Origin of the sequence: Brevundimonas intermedia (assembly GCF_004614235.1) — a bacterium.
GTDB classification, from domain to species: Bacteria; Pseudomonadota; Alphaproteobacteria; order Caulobacterales; family Caulobacteraceae; genus Brevundimonas; species Brevundimonas intermedia_A.
Genome location: NZ_SPVH01000006.1, coordinates 808,516 through 826,201, shown reverse-complemented (window position 1 = coordinate 826,201; position 17,686 = coordinate 808,516). Strand labels below are relative to the sequence as shown.

The 17,686-nt window shown below is 68.3% G+C and carries 13 protein-coding genes; 3 read left to right on the top strand and 10 right to left on the bottom strand.

Features of this window, described 5'->3' with window-relative positions; translation table 11 throughout:
- Nucleotides 1-45 precede the first annotated feature (45 nt).
- Nucleotides 46-1,227: a cell wall hydrolase gene (locus EGY25_RS10310; protein ID WP_135194884.1), complete on the bottom strand. Its 1,182-nt coding sequence runs from the start codon at nt 1,225-1,227 to the stop codon at nt 46-48.
- A gap of 201 nt (nt 1,228-1,428) precedes the next feature.
- Here EGY25_RS10310 and EGY25_RS10305 point away from each other — a divergent pair, with 201 nt between their 5' ends.
- Nucleotides 1,429-4,704, top strand: a complete 3,276-nt coding sequence (locus tag EGY25_RS10305) for a PAS domain S-box protein (RefSeq protein ID WP_135194883.1) — start codon at nt 1,429-1,431, stop codon at nt 4,702-4,704.
- Between the two features lie 75 nt (nt 4,705-4,779).
- Here EGY25_RS10305 and EGY25_RS10300 read toward each other — a convergent pair whose 3' ends face one another.
- Both EGY25_RS10300 and EGY25_RS10295 read right to left on the bottom strand, forming a co-directional pair.
- A complete protein-coding gene (locus tag EGY25_RS10300) occupies nt 4,780-5,136 on the bottom strand; it encodes a DUF6481 family protein (protein ID WP_135194882.1) in 357 nt (118 codons plus the stop codon).
- A 250-nt stretch (nt 5,137-5,386) separates the two neighbouring features.
- Nucleotides 5,387-5,572, bottom strand: a complete 186-nt coding sequence (locus EGY25_RS10295) for a hypothetical protein (protein ID WP_135194881.1) — start codon at nt 5,570-5,572, stop codon at nt 5,387-5,389.
- Between the two features lie 449 nt (nt 5,573-6,021).
- On the opposite strand from EGY25_RS10295, the gene EGY25_RS10290 reads away from it, so the two are divergent.
- Nucleotides 6,022-7,173, top strand: a complete 1,152-nt coding sequence (locus EGY25_RS10290) for a cell wall hydrolase (RefSeq protein WP_245159430.1) — start codon at nt 6,022-6,024, stop codon at nt 7,171-7,173.
- Nucleotides 7,174-7,200: 27 nt separating this feature from the next.
- On the opposite strand, the gene nadC is transcribed toward EGY25_RS10290, so the two are convergent.
- The 6 genes from nadC to EGY25_RS10260 all read right to left on the bottom strand — a co-directional run bounded on the left by nadC (nt 7,201) and on the right by EGY25_RS10260 (nt 12,529).
- The gene (gene nadC / locus EGY25_RS10285; RefSeq protein ID WP_135194880.1) at nt 7,201-8,058 is read right to left on the bottom strand and encodes a carboxylating nicotinate-nucleotide diphosphorylase; all 858 of its coding nucleotides are present in this window, start codon (nt 8,056-8,058) and stop codon (nt 7,201-7,203) included.
- Nucleotides 8,055-9,569, bottom strand: a complete 1,515-nt coding sequence (locus EGY25_RS10280; RefSeq protein WP_135194879.1) for an L-aspartate oxidase — start codon at nt 9,567-9,569, stop codon at nt 8,055-8,057. The genes nadC and EGY25_RS10280 overlap by 4 nt, the downstream gene beginning before the upstream one ends.
- Entirely contained in the window at nt 9,566-10,441 is an 876-nt protein-coding gene (locus EGY25_RS10275; RefSeq protein WP_135194878.1) for a metalloprotease, read from the bottom strand. The genes EGY25_RS10280 and EGY25_RS10275 overlap by 4 nt, the downstream gene beginning before the upstream one ends.
- A 56-nt stretch (nt 10,442-10,497) precedes the next feature.
- Entirely contained in the window at nt 10,498-11,577 is a 1,080-nt protein-coding gene (nadA, locus tag EGY25_RS10270) for a quinolinate synthase NadA (RefSeq protein WP_135194877.1), read from the bottom strand.
- Nucleotides 11,578-11,661: 84 nt separating this feature from the next.
- Nucleotides 11,662-11,871 (bottom strand): helix-turn-helix transcriptional regulator, encoded by a 210-nt coding sequence (locus tag EGY25_RS10265; RefSeq protein WP_135194876.1) that lies wholly within the window; start codon nt 11,869-11,871, stop codon nt 11,662-11,664.
- On the bottom strand, nt 11,864-12,529 hold the full coding sequence (locus tag EGY25_RS10260) for a hypothetical protein (RefSeq protein WP_135194875.1): 666 nt from the start codon (nt 12,527-12,529) through the stop codon (nt 11,864-11,866). The genes EGY25_RS10265 and EGY25_RS10260 overlap by 8 nt, the downstream gene beginning before the upstream one ends.
- A 243-nt stretch (nt 12,530-12,772) precedes the next feature.
- Between EGY25_RS10260 and ilvA the strand changes: the two genes are divergently transcribed.
- On the top strand, nt 12,773-14,287 hold the full coding sequence (ilvA, locus tag EGY25_RS10255; protein ID WP_135194874.1) for a threonine ammonia-lyase, biosynthetic: 1,515 nt from the start codon (nt 12,773-12,775) through the stop codon (nt 14,285-14,287).
- Between the two features lie 55 nt (nt 14,288-14,342).
- Here ilvA and EGY25_RS10250 read toward each other — a convergent pair whose 3' ends face one another.
- Entirely contained in the window at nt 14,343-17,519 is a 3,177-nt protein-coding gene (locus EGY25_RS10250) for a TonB-dependent receptor domain-containing protein (protein WP_135194873.1), read from the bottom strand.
- Nucleotides 17,520-17,686 lie beyond the last annotated feature (167 nt).

The following is a 17,686-nucleotide window of genomic DNA, read 5'->3' as shown; positions in this document are numbered from 1 at the left end:
CATGCATCAATGCCCAGATCGGTCATAGCGTTGCAATGCGGGATCTCAGTTCGCGGGACGACCGACTTCTTCGACGTCCATGGTCGCCACGCCCTCAGGCGCAGGGGCGGCGGGCCTGGGCGCGGCTGCGGGCCGTTCCAGGGCGGTCAGGCGGGCGTTGATGGCGGCGACCTCGTCACGGGTCGGCAGGCGGCGTCCGCCCAGGCTGACCACGCCGACGACACGCTGCTGACCATCGACCTCGACGGTGCGCAAGGGGGCGTCCTTGGCCGGGGCGTCCGGATCGGGGCCGCCGGTCGCGGCGCCGGCGGCGATGGTCAGGCGGGGCCGCGAGAAGCGCGCCTCGTCGATGACCGGCTCGCGGCCGTTGTAGACTTTGCGGAAGGCGGCGGTCTCGCCATAGACGCCCTTCCAGCGATAGAAGATGTGCGCGCCGATCTGCGTCACCTTGGCCACCGTCGGCGCCCACCAGGGATGCACATAGTCGGCGTGATAATGGGTGGCGGTGCCGACCTGCTGGGCGACCTCGCCGTTCAACGCCTTTTCCGCGACCTTGCGCGCCCGATCCCAGGCCCAGCCGACCGGCGCCTGGGCCAGCGAGCCGTCGCAGGTGAAGCTGAACTGGCAGCCCGTGGTCCGCTCGGCGCCCTCGAACACCACGCCGCAGACGGTGTTGGCGTAGTTGGGATCGCGCACCCGGTTCAGCACCACCTGGGCCACGCCGGCCTGACCGCTGTCCGGCTCCAGCGCCGCCTCGAAATAGACGGCCTGGGTCAGGCAGCGCAGAGCCCGTCGACGATCATCGGCGCTGCCCTTGAACACGAACGGCAGGGCGGGACGCAGCGCGCCGGACGCGGGCGCCAAGGCGGCGTTCAAACGCTGGGCCTCCAGCCCGCTCTTGCCCGGCTCCAGGCCCGGCTTGCCCGCCAGGGTCAGGCTTTCCCAGCCCGGCGTCAGTCCATACAGGGCCGGCTGCAGCAGGTTGGGATCGTGCCGCATGGCCAGGGCCAGTTGCGACGGGGTCAGACGGCCCTTGATCGCGTTCAGCCCGCCCTCGCCCAGATCGCCGCCGGTGATGCGCGACACGGCCTCGGCAGTACGGTCCACGTCCGGGCGCACGCTCGACCCGGCGGCCATGGCGACGCCCAGCACCGCGCCGGCCGCAGGCAAGGCCGCCGCCGAACGCCGCAGCGCCGTCCACATGGTCTTCCAGGGCAACAGGGTCATTCACCGTCCACAGCCGCGATCGGCGCAATCGCCGCTCGCTGAAACCGCGCATCTATTCGGACTTATAGGCCATTTTCCGGCGATCCGGCGACCGTCGTTACGGCGACCCCCGCTGCGCAACGGGGGTGGTCGCCCGAAACGCAAGGTGTAAAGCTGCGTTCCAGCTTCGCAAACGCGACGCTGATGGGGCGAACCAACGGTATGAGCGCAGGCGTATCGAAACGGCGTATCGCGGGCATGGATCGCTGGCTTGTCGGCTTGGCGCGCCTGCCGACGATGTCGCCGCTGCGTCGCGTGCTGATCGGGGTCGGCATCGCCCTGCTGGGTTTGGTCGTCCGGGCGGCCGCCTCTCCGCTGTATGGCGAGGTGACAGGGTTCACCATCCTGCTGCCGGCCGTCACCCTGGCGGCGCTTGCGGGCGGTTGGACCGGCGCACTCGCCGCCCTGGCTGTCTGCACAGGGGGCGGTTGGGCGATCGTCGCCATCACGGCCACCGGCCGAGACGGCATCCTGGACGCCATCGGCGGCGCGGCGACCTGGAATTTCGTGCTCGTCGGTCTGTTCATCTCCGCCGTGGGCGCCTCGCTACGCAGCGCCATTTCGCGACTGAGCGAAAGCGAGACGCGGTTCCGATTGCTGGCCGACACGGCCCCCTCGCCGATCTGGCTGCTGGACGCCAACGGCGAGTTCGAGTTCGTCAATGCGGCCGTCTTCGCCCTGCATGGCCTCAGCGTGGAGACACTGCGCAAAGGCGGCTGGAAGTCGGCTGTGCATCCCGACGATCTTGAGACCGTCAATGCTGCGGAGAAGGCGGGGGCGGCGGATCGCAAGCCCTTCGAGATGGAGGCGCGGATACAGGGGCAGGACGGCCTCTGGCGCTGGATGCGGGCCATCGTGCGACCCCGCTTCGACGGCCAGGGCGTCTTCCTGGGCTATGCCGGGATTTCGTTCGACGTGACGGAGACGCGCGAGGCGCTGGAGACGGCGGCGCGCGCTGAGCGTCGTCAGGCCTTCCTTCTGGACCTCAGCGACCGGCTGCGCGACCTGACCGATCCCGAAGAGATCATGGCCGATGTCGAGAGCGCCCTGGGCGCCGTACTGGACGCCGACAGGGTCGGCTATGGCGAGGTGGACCAGGCGGCGGGCATCGTGTCCATGAGCCGCGACTGGACCGCAGGCGTCGCCAGCGCCCAGGGGCAGTTCAGCCTGAACGCCTTCGGCGAAGGCCTGATCGCGGACCTTGCGGAAGGCCGCACGATCCAGATCGAAGACGTCCGGGAGGACGCCCGCACGGCCGCCTTCGCCGACGCCTTCGACGCCATACAAACCCGCGCCCTGATCCGCGCGCCCCTGATCCGCACGGGACGGCTGCGCGCCTTTCTCTATGTTCATTCCGCGACGCCGCGTCGCTGGACCGAGGCGCAGGTGACTCTGGTCGAGGAGGTCGCCGCCAGGACCTGGGCCGAAGTCGAGCGCGCCCGCGCCGAGAACGAGACCCGCGAGAGCGAGCAACGTTTCCGCGCCATCGCAGACACGGCCCCGGTGCTGATCTGGGTCACGCAGCAGGACCGCACCCGCGCCTTCGTCAACCAGGCCTATGTCGACTTCTATGGCGCGGACTATGAAACCGTCCGCGCCCTCGACTGGCGCGAGGCGCTGCATCCCCACGACCAGCCCCGCATCTTGGCGGAGTCCGTGTCGGGCGAAGCGACCCGCGAGCCGTTTTCGCTGGAGGCCCGCTATCGGCGTCACGACGGCGAGTGGCGCTGGCTGAAGTCCTTCTCGCGCCCGCGTCTGAACGGGTCCGAAGTCGTCGGCTTCGTCGGCGTCGCCTTCGACGTGACCGACATGCGGGCGGCCCAGGCCAGGCTGGAGGAATCGGAAAATCGGTTCCGCATCGTCGCCGACAGCGCGCCGGCCCTGATCTGGATGAGCGACGACGCCGCCCAGATGGTGTTCGCCAACAGGCGCTATCGCACCTTCTTCGGGGTCGAGGCCGACGGCCATCTGCCCGACAGCTGGCGCACCCTGATCCACCCGGACGACGAGGGCGTGTTCGTCGCCGCCTTCATGCGGGCTTTCGAGGCCAGGGATCGGTTCGAGGCCCTGACGCGGGTCAACCACCCGCTGCTGGGTCTGCGCTGGCTGCGCAACGAGGGCGTGCCCCGCTTCGACGCCTCGGGACAGTTCCAGGGCTATGTCGGCGCCTGCCTGGACGTGACCGACGCCAAGCGCGCCGAGGACGATCTGAAAAGGATCAACGAACTGCTGGCGGAGCGGGTCGACGAGGCGCTGATCGACAAGGCCCAGGCCGAGGCCCAGCTGGTGCACGCCCAGCGGATGGAGGCGGTCGGGCGACTGACCGGCGGGGTGGCCCACGACTTCAACAACCTGCTGACCGTGGTGATCGGCGCCCTGGACATCATTCTGCGCAGCGACGATCCGGCCAAGCGCAAGAAGCTGGGCGAGGCGGCTCTGGCGGCCGCGCGCCGTGGCGAGAGCCTGACGCACCAGCTGCTGGCCTTCTCGCGACGTCAGGCCCTGAGGCCCGAGCCGATCGACCTGAACGCCCTGATCCGCGAGAGCGAACCCCTGTTGCGTCGCGCCGTCGGAGAGGCGGTGGACTTCAAGGTAAAGCTGAAGCGCGGCGGCGCGCGCGCCAATGTGGACCCGGCCCAGTTCGAGGCGGCGCTGCTGAACCTGATCGTCAACGCCCGCGACGCCCTGGGCGATGTGACGGGGGCCAAGAGCCGTCATGCGCGCATCACCGTCCAGACGCGGGCCTGCACGGTCGAGGCCGGGCAGGTCGCAGAACTGCCGCCCGGCGACTATGTCTGCGTCGCCGTGTCCGACAATGGCGAAGGCATGTCGCCCGAGATCCGCGATCGGGTGTTCGAACCCTTCTTCACCACCAAGGGCGTCGGCAAGGGCACGGGCCTGGGCCTCAGCCAGGTCTATGGATTCGCGCGCCAGTCTGGCGGCGGCGTCCATATCGAGTCCGAGCCGGGAGAGGGGGCCGAGATCTGTCTCTATCTGCCGCCCCTGTCCGCCGAGGATGCGGTGGCGGCGCCGGTCGCGGCGTACGGGGACGACGCGCCCCTGGCTGAGGGCGGGCGGATGTTGCTGGTCGAGGACGATCCCGGCGTCGCCGCCGTGGCGCTGGAAATCCTGGAAGGTTTCGGGCTTGAGGTCGACTGGGCCGAGAATGGCGACGACGCGCTGAAGTTCCTAAACGCCGACCGCTTCGACGTGATGCTGACCGATGTGGTCATGCCCGGCGGCATGAGCGGGGTGGAACTGGCGCGCACGGCGGCGGTCGAGTGGCCGGAGCTGCGGATCGCCCTAACCTCGGGCTATGTCGGCGAGGATGTGGATGCGGTGCTGGCCGACACGACCTGGCCCCTGCTGCGCAAACCCTATTCGTCGGACCAGTTGCGCGCCTTGCTGGAGCGCATGAGCGCCACGCCAGTGACCTGACGGGCAAAGAAAAACGCGCCGCAGAGCTGCGACGCGTCGATCTTTTCAGCAGTCGGCCCAGCAGTGGGTGGGGGCCTAGCGGCGCGCCTTGCGCGCGGCGTAACGGGCGTCGCGCTTTTCCTTCTGCTCTTCCTTGGTCAACTGCTTGCGCGCCTTGCGGTCGGCGCGCTTCTCGGCCTCGATCGCTTCCTGAGCGGCGAGATCGGCAGCCATGCGAGCGGCGTCCTTATCGGCCTTCTCGCGGCGCTGTTCGGCCTTGGCCATCTCGTGTTGTTGACGCAGGGCTTCCTTTTCGGCGGCGCGCTTCTCAGCCAGCCGATCGAATTCGGGGTCGGGCGCAGCGGCCTTCGGCTTGAATTTGGCGAGCAGGGCCTTCTTGGCCTCCTGCTGGGCGGTAATGCGGTCGGAGAATCCGGTCTTCAGATCTTTCATGCGAAAGCGTCAGGGTTCCTTGTGAACGACCAGGGGCGGCCGTCGGGGGTCAGGCGGCGAAAAAACGCGCATCCCGAAGCGGGGGGCACAAAGCCGATAAGCGGGCGAAAATCAAGGTTCGCCGCCAGGAAATCGGTTCTGAGCGTCATTTGGCGTGCGACGACGTCGCCATCGACACGCCTTGTCTGAGGTAGGTCGCGCCCGCCCGATGGCAAGGGCCGCCATCCGAACGGGCGCGATCAACGCCGGGTCAGTTCGGCTTTTGCGCCTGGCCCACGGCCGTTCCGGCGGCCCCGCCAACAGCGGCGCCGACGGGTCCGCCTACGACGGCGCCGGCGATGGCGCCGCTGGCGGCCTTCTGTTCGATGGTGGCGCCGCAGGCGGCCAGGGTCAGGGCGGCGGCGACGGCGGCGGTCAGAACGAGTGTTCGGGACATGGTGCTTCTCTCCAAAAGGCCAAGCTTGAACGCGAACGCCGCCACGCGGTTCCTGCCTTTCGCTTTAGTAGCGATTACGCACACCGTCACAATCTTGAACAGACCAAGGCAACATCTTTAGTCCACTGCACCGCAACACGTCGTTCGACGGGCAGGTTCTGTGTAACCGAATACAGTATTCGATAGTTCGATTATGCGGGATGCGCCGGATTTCGGCCACACGCCGCCCACCATCTGAAAAATACCTAGTCGTTTCGCCACCTTAACCATCGGATTGCGAATCGAACACATTGAGGCCATAAAAGGCTGGCTAAAGGCCCGTCCTCGACGCCCGGGCCAGTGAGCCGAGCGCCGGAAATTGCAGGCTGGAATGCGACCGCAGAGTCGCCTCGCCGGCAAGACTACCCCCGGGGGCCGCGTTTCTCGCCCTGCTGAACAGGACTATCTCGTTGTCGCATTCCTCGCAGACGCGCGCCATTCTGCGCGCCGATCGTGTGGCCAAGATCAAGCCCATGACGGCAGCCGCAGCCTTTGGCGGTCTGGTGGGACTGGCGATCGGTTGCGCCTATCTGGGCGGCACGACGGCGCGCGCGACGACGCTGCGCGCCCAAGCCGAACGGATTCAGGGTGCGACCGCCGCCGGTTTCACCGAAGAAGCGCTCGCCGCCGCCGCAGGCGGCCTGGACGCCAGCGCCCTGACCATCGCGCGTCGCCACGATCCCTATACCAGCGCCGGCTCGGCCCAGCGCGACCGACAGGCCGAACTGCTGGCCGCCCGTCTCGAACAACTGCGTGCGCCTGGCGACGCCAATCTGCGCCGCGCCAGCCTGACCGCCCCGACCGCCGCCCGCCCCTTCCAGATGGCCAACGCCCTGGACGCCAGCCGCGACCTCGATTGCCTGACCCAGGCCGTCTATTATGAAGCCCGCGGCGAAGGCGGCGACGGCATGAAGGCCGTGGCCCAGGTCGTCCTGAACCGCGTGCGCCACCCCGCCTTCCCCAAGACCGTCTGCGGCGTGGTGTTCCAGGGCGCGGCCCGCAGCACCGGCTGCCAGTTTTCCTTCACCTGCTCGGGCGTGATGCGCGGTCGCGTCAATCAGACCGCCTGGAACCGCGCGCGCGCGGTCGCGTCGGACGCCATGTCGGGCGCGGTCTTCGCCCGCGTCGGCAACGCCACCCACTTCCACACCACCGCCGTCGCGCCGGGCTGGCGGTCGTCGCTGGTTCAGGTCAGCCAGGTCGGCAGCCATCTGTTCTATCGCTTCGGCGGACGTTCGGGTTCCAGCGGCGCCTTCACCTATGCCGCGCGGCCTTCGGCGCCTGCGGAACAGCCGCGCCTGATCCAAGCCGGCCTCAACCCGGTCGAGACCGCGCGTCAGGCCGGACAGGCCGTGGCCTATACGATGGTGCTGGCGCAGGAAGGCCGGTCCCTGCCGGCTCCGGCCGCCCAGCCGGCGACGACGCCGCGCCCGGCCGCCGCGACGACCCCGGCGCCGACCACCGCCCGCGCCGCCAACGCCCAGCCGGTTTCGCGTCCCGCGCGTCCGGCCGAAGCCCCCGCCAAGACCGACATCGTCGAAACGGCCTCCAGCCCGGCCTGATCGGCCCAGGTCTGGAGGGTCTGGCGGCTAGAGCGCGTCCAGACCGATGTCGAGAACCGGGGCCGAATGGGTCAGGGCGCCGACCGAGATAACGTCGACGCCCGTCTCGGCGATGCCGCGCACAGTCGTCAAATCGACCCCGCCAGAGGCTTCCAGCACGACCCGACCGGCGACGCGCGCCACGGCGGCCCGCAGGTCCGAGAGGCTGAAGTTGTCCAGCATGATCACGTCCGGCGCGATGCCCTCATCGATCAGGGCCAGAACGGCGTCCAGCTGATCCAGCCCGTCCACCTCGACCTCGACCTTCATCAGGTGCGGGGCGAAGGCCTTGGCCCGCCGTACCGCCTCGGCGACCCCGCCGCAGACGGCGACGTGGTTGTCCTTGATCAGGATAGCGTCATCCAGACCGAAGCGATGGTTCATCCCGCCGCCACAGGCCACGGCGTGCTTCTCCAGCGCGCGCAGACCCGGCGTGGTCTTGCGCGTATCCGCGATCCGCGCCCACGTTCCCGCGACCGCATCGACATAGGTTCGCGTCAGGGTCGCCACGCCGCTGAGCCGCCCGAGCAGATTCAGCGCCGTCCGCTCGGCCGATAGGAAGGCGCGGGCGTCGGCCTCGACCACCGCCAGAACCGCGCCCGCCTCGAAGGCGTCGCTGTCATGGAGGCGCACGTCCACGAACGCCTTCGGATCCATGGCCAGCACCGCCGGCCGCACACAGTCGATCCCGGCCAGCACGCCCGGCTTGCGCGCCGCGAACGCCGCCTTCATGCGCGCACCCTCGGGAATGCAGGCCATGGCGGTCATGTCGCCCGCCCGCCCCAGGTCCTCCGCCAGCGCCATGCGCACGACGGGTTCGATCAGGAGATCAGGAAGCCGTCTCATTCCGCCGCCTCCAGCGCCGCCCGGCGCGTGATCCGCACCCGCGTGTGGTCGGCGCGCGCCGCCGTCTGAGGATAGTCTGAACGATAGTGGCCGCCCCGGCTCTCGCGCCGATCCAGCGCCGCCTGGGCGATCAGCCGCGCCGCCAGCAGAACGGCCGCCGGCCCGTGCTGGCCCTCCAGCCTGTCGATCAGGGCGATCAGGGCCGACAGCCCCTCCGCATCGCGCACCACGCCCGCATGAGCCGTCATCGCGGTGCGTAGCTCAGCCATCGCCGCATTCGGCAGATCGGGCGCGATCTCGACCGGCGCAGGACGCCCGCCGCCCGTCTCCAGGGCCGCCGCCACACCCGCGCGCCGCCCAAAGGCCGCCGCTTCGAGCAGAGAGTTGGACGCCAGCCGGTTGGCGCCATGCACCCCCGTCGCCGCGCATTCTCCGACCGCATAGAGCCCCGGAACCGTCGTGCGTCCGTCCGCATCGGCGGCGATCCCGCCCATGTGATAGTGGCAGGCCGCCATCACCGGAATGGGACTGACGCGCGGGTCCAGACCTCTGCGCATGCAGGCGGCGAAGACGGCGGGAAACTCGTGCGGGAAGGCCTCGCCGATCGCCGTGCGCGCATCCAGAAAGGCGCCCCGTCCTTCGGCCCGCGCCGCATGGACCGCACGCGCCACAACATCGCGCGGTTTCAGATCGGCGTCGCTCTCGTCACCCAGCAAGAACCGACCCTCGCCATCGATCAGCCGCGCACCCTCGCCCCGCAGCGCCTCGGTCGCCAGGGGCGCGGGATCCAATCCCGCGTCGATAGCGGTGGGGTGGAACTGCACGAACTCGGGATCGAGAATTTCCGCCCCGGCCCGCGCCGCCAGCGCCATCCCCTCGCCCTTCAACGCCGCCGGGGTCGTAGTCGCCGCGAACAGGCCGCCCGCCCCGCCGGTGGCAAGCACCACGGCCGTGGCCGTGATCTCGACCAGACGCCCGCCGCGCACGACCACCGCCCCGACCACACGGCCGTCGGCGTCCCGCAGCAGGCCCTTCAGCCGCGCGTCGTCCCAGACCTCGATCCGCTTCTCGGCTCGCACCGCCGCGACCACGGCCGACAGGATGGCCCGCCCCGCGCCGTCGCCGCCGACCCGCGCCACGCGGGGGACGGAATGGGCCGCCTCCAGGCTGACGACGAAACCGCCGTCTGCATCCCGGTCGAACGGCGCGCCCAGGGCCGCCAGCCATTCCACCGTCTCGCGCCCCGCGCCGGTCAGGGCCCGCGCCGCGCTCGGCTCGACCAGGCCCGCGCCGGCCGCCTCGGTATCCTTCGCATGACGTTCGGCCGAATCCTGCGCCGTCAGGGCCGCCGCCATACCGCCCTGCGCCCAGGCGGACGAACAGGCGTTCAACAGCGGCTCCGGCGTCACGACCAGCACCTTCACGCCCGCCTTCGCCGCCTCCAGCGCGGCCGACAGTCCCGCCAGGCCTGCGCCGACGATCAGCGGTCCGTCATGCCGCGTCCGGTTCATCCGCGCACTCCGAGATAGTTCAGGCCCAGTTGCACTGCACCGGCGGGATCGCCCCCGGTCATCGGCATCAGAGCGCCGACAGCGGCCGCCGCGCACACCGCCAGGGTCAGCAGATACAGCGCCAGGCTCCTGCCCGCCTCGGGCCAGCTCAGCGTCCCCCAGGCCGCGCGCCAGACGCCACGCTTCAGATGGCTGAACACCGACAGCGCCAGGAAGGCGGCCAGGATGAACCGACCCGTGGACAGTCCCCACCAGACCACGGCTACGCCGATGACCAGCAGCACGATCTGCTCAAGACGGGGATGCACCCGCGTCAACACCGGCCCCAGCGCCTTGGATCCGTCCAGCGGCGGCGCAGGGACCAGGTTCACCAGGTTCAGCATGGCGATGAAGAAGGCGCCCATCAGCCACTCCCCCTGCCCCAGCGCCATCCAGACCCCGACGAAGGGGATCATGGCCAGCAGGCCGAAGGCCGGCCCGGCCAGCGACACCAGCACGCCGTCCCATTCGCTTTTCGGTTCGCGCCGCGCCTTGGCCAGTCCGCCCAGGAAGGGAATGATGTAGATGCGCGCCGGCCCCATGCCGAGCTTGTTCATCGCCAGGGCATGCCCCGCCTCGTGGACAAACAGGCCGATCAGCACCGCGCCCGCCACGATGGCGCTGCCCGTGACCCACCACAGGAAGCCGCCCATCAGGGCCGTGGACAGCAGGGCCCAAACCAGGCTTTGGTCCTTCTCGACCGGGGCCTCAAGGGCGGCGCGCTCGACCTGCGCCTCACGAACGGCGGCGTCCTCGGGCCGAGCATCCCAAGGACCGGGCGCGCGGCCAGAGGGGCTGAGGGGCGTGGGGTTTGGGGTGTCGGAGTTGCTCATGGCGTCCAGATGGGCGCGGACGACCGTCCCGTCGCCGGGACCGATCGCCGCGTCGCTCAGATCAGCTCCACATCGACGTGATGACGCGCCTTGACCAGGTCGTAGCGCGCGGGAACCAGTGGCGGCGGCAGGTCGATCATCCGCTGCACCGCCAGGCGTCCGCGTTCGATCATGTCGGCGGGCACCGTGACCTCGAACTGCATGTGCAACAGGCAGTCGCGGATGTTTTCCAGCGTGATCCGCTTCATGTGCGGGCACAGGTTGCACGGGCCGATGAACTGCACGCCCGGCACGTCCCCGGCCACGTTCGAGGCCATAGAACATTCGGTGATCAGGACCACCTGTTTGGGCCGCCGCGTCTCGACATAGTCGGTCATCGCCGCCGTCGATCCGGCGAAGTCCGCCGCCGCCAGCACGTCTTCCGGACATTCGGGGTGGGCCAGGATCTCGGCACCTGGATAGGCGGCGCGCATCTCGGCGATGTCGTCCACCGTGAACCGCTCATGCACCTCGCAGCGGCCCTTCCAGGCGATGATCCCGACCGTCGTCTGGGCCGCGACATTGCGCGCCAGATATTCGTCGGGGATCAGGATGACCCGGTCCACGCCCCATTCCTTCGCCGCCCATTCCACCACCTGAACGGCGTTGGCGCTGGTGCAGCAGATGTCGGTCTCGGCCTTCACATCGGCCGTGGTGTTCACATAGGTGACGACCGGCAGGCCCGGATAGCGCTGCTTGATCAGCCGCACGTCCGCCCCCGTGATCGAAGACGCCAGCGAACATCCCGCCCGCAGATCGGGGATCAGCACGGTCTTCTCAGGGCTCAGGATCTTGGACGTCTCGGCCATGAAGTGCACGCCCGCCTGGACGATGACCTTGGCGTCCGACCGTGCGGCCTCCTTGGCCAGGCCCAGGCTGTCGCCGACATAGTCGCCGACCCCGTGGAAGATCTCGGGCGTCATATAGTTGTGGGCCAGGATCACGGCGTCGCGCTCGCGCTTCAGCCGGTTGATCTCGCTGATCAACCGCGCCTGGGCCGGCCACTCCAGCGGCGTGACGTGGTCCTTGACCTTCGCCCACACCCCGGCGGTCTCCCGCTCCAGTTCCTTCGTCAGACCAAAGGCGCCGTCCGCCATGACCGTCTCCCTAGACCCTTATGCTCAAAGTTAGCATAAGCAGAAGCAATGTAGGCCGATGCGGACGCGGTGCAAGAGGGATTGTTAGTCGGTCAACTCGAACAGGACGTCCAGCGGCACGCCCAACGCCTTGGCCAGGGTCAGGGCCACCACGACCGATGGGGTGAATATCCGGTTCTCGATCGTGTTCACGGTCTTGCGCGACACTCGGGCGCGATCCGCCAGCTCCTGCTGCGTCAGGCCGGCTGCCGTGCGTACCTCCTTCAGCCGCACGACCAGCCTGGGCTCAGCCATGCGAAGCTGCACGATCCAGCCACCAGTACCGAAGAGCGGCGGTCAGGGCCGCTGCCTCGAACACAATGGGTGCGCCCGCCACCGCCAGACGGCCGTCGTAAAGACCGGCGACATAGAGGGCCGCCAACGCGACCAGTGTCGCGCGGAACGACCAGACCAAGGCGTGTCGCCTGAAGTGGATCACAAGTTCGTCCGCCGGCTTGGGCAGGGCGCCCGCCTGCCGCGTTCGAAACTTGTCACTCAGGACGGTGCTCATCACGACCCCAGGCATCGCCAGCGAAAATATCGCGCTCCACCAATCGTCAATGTCTCCCGTTTGCGACGCGATCCGCCACCCCGCCTCGACGCCGAACGCCATGTAGAGCAACCCCAGCGCCGCCAGGAAAACGAGGCCGAAGGCCTCGCTGCTCTGGACCTGATCCTTATCCGGTCCACCCGCCAAGACTTCCAGATCGGCCTGGCGCTTTCCCCAGAGGTCGAACGCCATGACGACAACCAGCCCCAGCACCACCAAGGCGAAGAAGACGGCCGTCATCGACAGCAGCGCCGCCTCCGGCGCGCGCGCCGCCTCCGGCGCGCGCGCCGCTACAACCATCAGGATGACCGCCGCCAATACGAGACAGGCCAGCAGCCCCCATTCCAGCCTCTGGCGGCTCAATCGCGCTCGTGCTCGCGATTTCATTTCTTCAGCCGTCGCCCGCCCCATCCAAGAGCCTCCGTCCGCCATGACACCTAAGGGTTACATGTAACCTTAGGGTTACATCCGACAAGGCGGAAATGGCGCCGGCGGATTGATCTGGTATGCCCGCAACGACGATCAGCATCATTTGTGCTCGACCTAGCCTGCTTGCGCTCCTATCGACACATTCGATCTTTGCCAGGCCGAAAAGACGATACAAACGTGCAGGACACTATCCGCCGCATCCTCACCGCCCGCGTCTATGACGTGGCGGAGGAAACGCCTCTCGACCCGCTGCGCCGCCTGTCGGCGCGGCTGGCCCGGCCCGTGCTGCTGAAGCGCGAGGACCTGCAGCCGGTCTTTTCGTTCAAGATTCGCGGCGCCTACAACAAGATCGCCGCCCTGTCGGAGGACGAACTGTCCAAGGGCGTCATCTGCGCCTCGGCCGGCAACCACGCCCAAGGGGTAGCCCTGGCCGCCGCCCGCCGCAATACGCCCGCCACTATCGTCATGCCGACCACCACCCCCGGCATCAAGGTCGCCGCCGTGCGCGCCCTGGGCGGCGAGGTGGTCTTGCACGGCGAAAGCTTCGACGAGGCCTACGCCCACGCCCGTTATCTGGAGAGCCAGACGGGCGCCGCCTTCATCCACCCGTTCGACGATCCCGACGTCATCGCCGGCCAGGGCACGGTGGGGCTGGAGATCGCGCGCCAGCACGCCGATCCGATCGAGGCGATCTTCGTGCCCATCGGCGGCGGGGGGCTGGCGGCCGGGGTCGCCGCCATCGTCAAATTCCTGCGGCCCGACACCCGCGTCATCGGCGTCGAGCCCATCGACGCCCCCACGATGAAGGCGTCCATCGACGCCGGCGAGGTCGTGACCCTGAACGAGGTCGGCCTGTTCGCCGACGGGGTGGCTGTGCGCCGTGCCGGGGATCACACCTTCCGTCTGTGCAAGGACCTGCTGGACGAGATCGTCCTGGTGGACACCGACGCCATCTGCGCCGCCATCAAGGATATCTTCGACGACAGCCGCGCCATCGCCGAACCTTCGGGCGCCGTGGCGCTGGCGGGGCTCAAGGCCTGGGCCGCAGCCCATCCCGGCGCGGGCACGCTGATCGCGATCAACTCGGGCGCCAATCTGAACTTCGACCGGCTGCGACACGTCGCCGAACGGGCCGAGATCGGCGAAGGGGCCGAGGCCCTGCTGGCCGTGGCCATGAAGGACGACCGCGACGACTACCGCCGCTTCCTCGACAGCCTGGACGGCCGCTCGGTGACTGAGTTCAACTACCGCTGGTCCGGCGACGGCGACGCCCAGATCTTCGTCGGCGTCGCCCTGAGGAACGGGCCGCACGAGCGCGACGACCTGATCGCCACCCTGCGCGCCGGCGGCTACGCGGTCGAGGACATGAGCGACAACGAGACGGCCAAGCTGCACGTCCGCTACATGGTCGGCGGCCGCACCGTCGGCCTGCCCCACGAACGGATCCTGCGCTTCCAGTTCCCCGAACGGCCCGGCGCCTTCCTGCGTTTCCTGAACAGCCTCCAGCCCGCCTGGGCCCTGACCCTGTTCCACTATCGCAACCACGGCGACGACGTGGGCCGGGTGCTGGCCGGCATCAGCGTGCCCCCGCAGGAGCAGGCCCAACTGACCGCCGCCCTCGCCGACCTGGGCTACCCTTATGTGGACGAGACCGCCAACCCCGCCTGCCGGCTGTTTCTGGACGGCGCCTGACAAGCAAAAGGGCGGCGACCGTTTCCGGCCGCCGCCCCTCTTTTCCTGACGGTGATCAGAGCTTCTTGCTGAACCGCACGAAGACATAGCGGCCGCGCGCCGAAACCGGGGTCGCCACCGTGCTGAGGAATGGCTCCTCGTCCGTCAGGTTGTTGACGCCCAGGATCAGGTCGCTCTTGCCGTCGATGTCCCAGGACAGCGAGGCGTCGTGGGTCCAGATGGGATCGTTCCACGGCGCGTCGAAGGACACCGTATTCTCGATCTCGACGCCCGAACGGGTCTGCTTGCTCTGATAGTTCGAGAACAGGCCGGCGGTGAAGTCGCCCACGCTCCAGCGGACGGAGGTGTTGACCACCCACTCGGGCGAGTTCAGCTGCTCCTTGACCGGATTGGCCAGGGTCGCGTCCGCCACGAACGGGAAGTCGTTGCGGTCTTCCAGCCAGGTGCCGCCGACGCCCAGGGCCAGCGAGCCCCACTCCGACTTGCCGAACGTGCCCAGATCCAGACGGTAGACGGCGTTGAAATCGACGCCCGACGCCTCCAGTCCGGCGAAGTTCACCTGGCTCTGCTGCAGATAGTCCAGTCCGCCCTGGGTCAGAGAACCGGGACGATCGTCGCGGCTGAGCAGGGCGCAATACTGGTTGGCGATGCTGGGCGCGTCATAGCAGCTGTTGACGATGTCCTGGGCCGAGACCGAGGCGATGGCGTTCTCGATCTTGATGTTCCAGTAGTCGGCCGTCAGCGTGAAGTTCGGGACGAAGCGCGGTTGCAGCACCACGCCCGCCGTCCAGGAATCCGAGGTTTCCGCCTGCAGATCGGGGTTGCCGCCGGCCGCGCCGAAGAACTGGGCCGTCAGCGGGTCTTCGAAGTCGTAGGTGGAGCCGACCGTCACGCCGTAACGGGCCAGATCCGCCCGGCAGTTGGCCTCGCGCGAGCTTGTCCCCTGCGTGATGTTCTCGGCCGAGCAGGGATCGATCGGACGGAAGCCGGCGGTCTGCAAGGGCGTGAACAGTTCGGCGATGTTCGGCGCACGCACGGCCTTGGCCACGCCCCCGCGGAACCGGACGTCGGTCACCGGCGCCCAGACCAGGTCCGCCTTGAAGGTCTCCGTATTGCCGATGTTGGTATAGTCGCCGAACCGGGCGGCGGTGTTCAGCGTCAGGGTCTGAGCGAACGGCAGGTCCGCCAGCAGCGGGAAACTGATCTCGACAAAGCCTTCCGACACCTCGAACTCGCCGGAAACGGCGGCCGTGGTGGCGTAGCGGAAGGTCACGCCCTGCTCGTCATAATCGTTCGGATTGAAGTCGCTCTGTTCCTTGCGATACTCGCCGCCGAGGGCGAAGCTGATCGGGCCGCCCGGCAGGCTGAACCAGCGCGACAGATCGCCGGCCAGGAAGCCCGAGACGACCGTTTGCTGGATCAGGGAGGTGTCGGTCGCCAGCGGTCCGACGAAGGCCGAGGCTTCCGGGCTGACATTGCCCAGGCCGAACAGGTTCAGCGGGCGGCAATCCGAACCCGCGCCCGGCGTGAAGGTCTGGAACGGGTTCGGCACCGGCCCGCCGAACCCGGGATAGAGACCCGAAATGGGCGGCGCCGCCGTGGGATCGAGGGTCGAGCGGCAGACCGCCTGGCCTGTGACCGGATCGGTGACGGCGTCGAGGGCGGCGAAGAAGCGGTCCTCCAGTCGCACAGCGAAGGTCGTGTCCCGCTCGGTGCGGCCATAGTTGAACGACAGCTCGTAGTTCCAGCCCAGATCAAGCTCGCCCCGCGTGCCGACCACGGCGCGATAGGTGCGGCGGTCGCTGACGGCCTTGGGATCGAAGATGTCGATATGGTCTCGCGAAAGCGCGATCTGCGCCGTGCCGGCGACGCTGGGGTCGGCCGCGATCTCGGCGTTGACCAGGGCCCTCAGCGCCGCAGGAATGAAGGGGTTGTCCAGCGAGATCGGAATCGAGTCGTCATAGGTGTTGTAGGGGCTGAACGTCGTGCCCTTGTTCCACGACGCATTGATCTCGACGAACGGGTTGAAGAAGGTCGAGAGGTTGTAGTTGGCCGTGAAGCTGACCGAATAGCTCGACTCCTTGGGCAGCAGGCTCTGGTTGTCGAACACTTGCGCTGCGCCGTCGCCGCCCGACTGGTTGGAGGAGCCGGCATAGAGGCCGTCCTGGAAGGGCCGCAGCTGCCCGGTGACCGGATCGACGGTGTAGCAGCCATATCCGAGCTGGCCGTTGCGGTTGGTGTTGCAGTCGGCGTTGACCTGCGGATTGGAGAAGAAGCCGGCCGGATCTGCATAGCCGTCGCCGTCCAGATCGATGCCGATCAGGCCGCTGGTGCTGGAGATCGAGAAGCGGGGATCGGCGATAAAGGCGCGCGGGGTCGCCGTCTGGGCGCGCGTGATCAGCGACGCATCGGTTCCAGCGAAGCGCGGTGCGCCGCCGACGAGGATCGTTCGGCCTCGCGTCTGGGCCAGGGTGCGGCCGGGAGGCAGGGGATCGCCGACCTGGAAGAAGAGCGCGGGGTTGGTGTAGTCGTCGTAGGTCCCGTTGTTTTTCGAATAGCTGCGATCCCCGTAGTAGAGCTCGGAGCGTTCGTTGCCTTGAACGCCGATCGTGAAGTTGCCGCGCCCATTGTCAAAGTTCCGGCCGTGCAGCAGCGAGATATAGAACTCCTCTGCATCGCCTTCGCCGGACAGGCCGCCCTGCACCGTCATCTCGGTGCCCTCGTAGTCGTCCTTGAGGATGAAGTTGACCACGCCGGTGACCGCGTCTGAACCATAGACGGCGGAGGCGCCGCCGGTCAGGACTTCGACCCGTTCGATCAGGCCAGCCGGAATGCTGCTGACGTCCACGGCGGCCGATCCGGGCACGCCGGCGACATAGCGGCGCCCATTGACCAGAGTCAGGGTGCGCTCCGCTCCCATGCCGCGCAGGTTGAGGGTCGCGGCGCCGCCGTTCGCCTGAGCCGAGCTGGTCGAGGATTGCAGCGCCGGAATGCGGTCGAGCAGGTCGGCGACCTGCGTCACGCCCTGGGCCTCGATCGATTGCGCCGTCACCACCTGAACCGGCTGAGCCGCCTGTGTCGCGGCGGTCGCAGACAGGCGCGAGCCCGTGACGACGATCTCATCGACTTCGGACGGCTGGTCCGGCGTGGATTGAGCGAAGGCAGGCGTCGATATGGCGCCCAGAATCGATCCTCCAAGCAGGATCGAGCGGAAAACCGCTTTTTTATGCATGATTATCCCCAATCATCGCGAGAGGAGTCGCGATGGCTGCAAGGATTTTGCTGCAATGCAGCAGGCGTCAATCGCAGATCAACGAAATGCTGCAACTTTGTGGCAATGCTGTCGCATTTTGACCACAAGGATTAACGCGCTGAATGATCGCCAGCACGTCGTGAGTG

Bases quoted from the DNA above. Each gene is read 5' to 3' on its own strand.
- EGY25_RS10275 (WP_135194878.1), bottom strand. From the start codon at position 10,441: ATGAGCAACTCCGACACCCCAAACCCCACGCCCCTCAGCCCCTCTGGC.
- EGY25_RS10300 (WP_135194882.1), bottom strand. From the start codon at position 5,136: ATGAAAGATCTGAAGACCGGATTCTCCGACCGCATTACCGCCCAGCAG.
- EGY25_RS10305 (WP_135194883.1), top strand. From the start codon at position 1,429: ATGAGCGCAGGCGTATCGAAACGGCGTATCGCGGGCATGGATCGCTGG.
- EGY25_RS10295 (WP_135194881.1), bottom strand. From the start codon at position 5,572: ATGTCCCGAACACTCGTTCTGACCGCCGCCGTCGCCGCCGCCCTGACC.
- EGY25_RS10280 (WP_135194879.1), bottom strand. From the start codon at position 9,569: ATGAACCGGACGCGGCATGACGGACCGCTGATCGTCGGCGCAGGCCTG.
- nadA (WP_135194877.1), bottom strand. From the start codon at position 11,577: ATGGCGGACGGCGCCTTTGGTCTGACGAAGGAACTGGAGCGGGAGACC.
- EGY25_RS10250 (WP_135194873.1), bottom strand. From the start codon at position 17,519: ATGCATAAAAAAGCGGTTTTCCGCTCGATCCTGCTTGGAGGATCGATT.
- nadC (WP_135194880.1), bottom strand. From the start codon at position 8,058: ATGAGACGGCTTCCTGATCTCCTGATCGAACCCGTCGTGCGCATGGCG.
- EGY25_RS10265 (WP_135194876.1), bottom strand. From the start codon at position 11,871: ATGGCTGAGCCCAGGCTGGTCGTGCGGCTGAAGGAGGTACGCACGGCA.
- EGY25_RS10310 (WP_135194884.1), bottom strand. From the start codon at position 1,227: ATGACCCTGTTGCCCTGGAAGACCATGTGGACGGCGCTGCGGCGTTCG.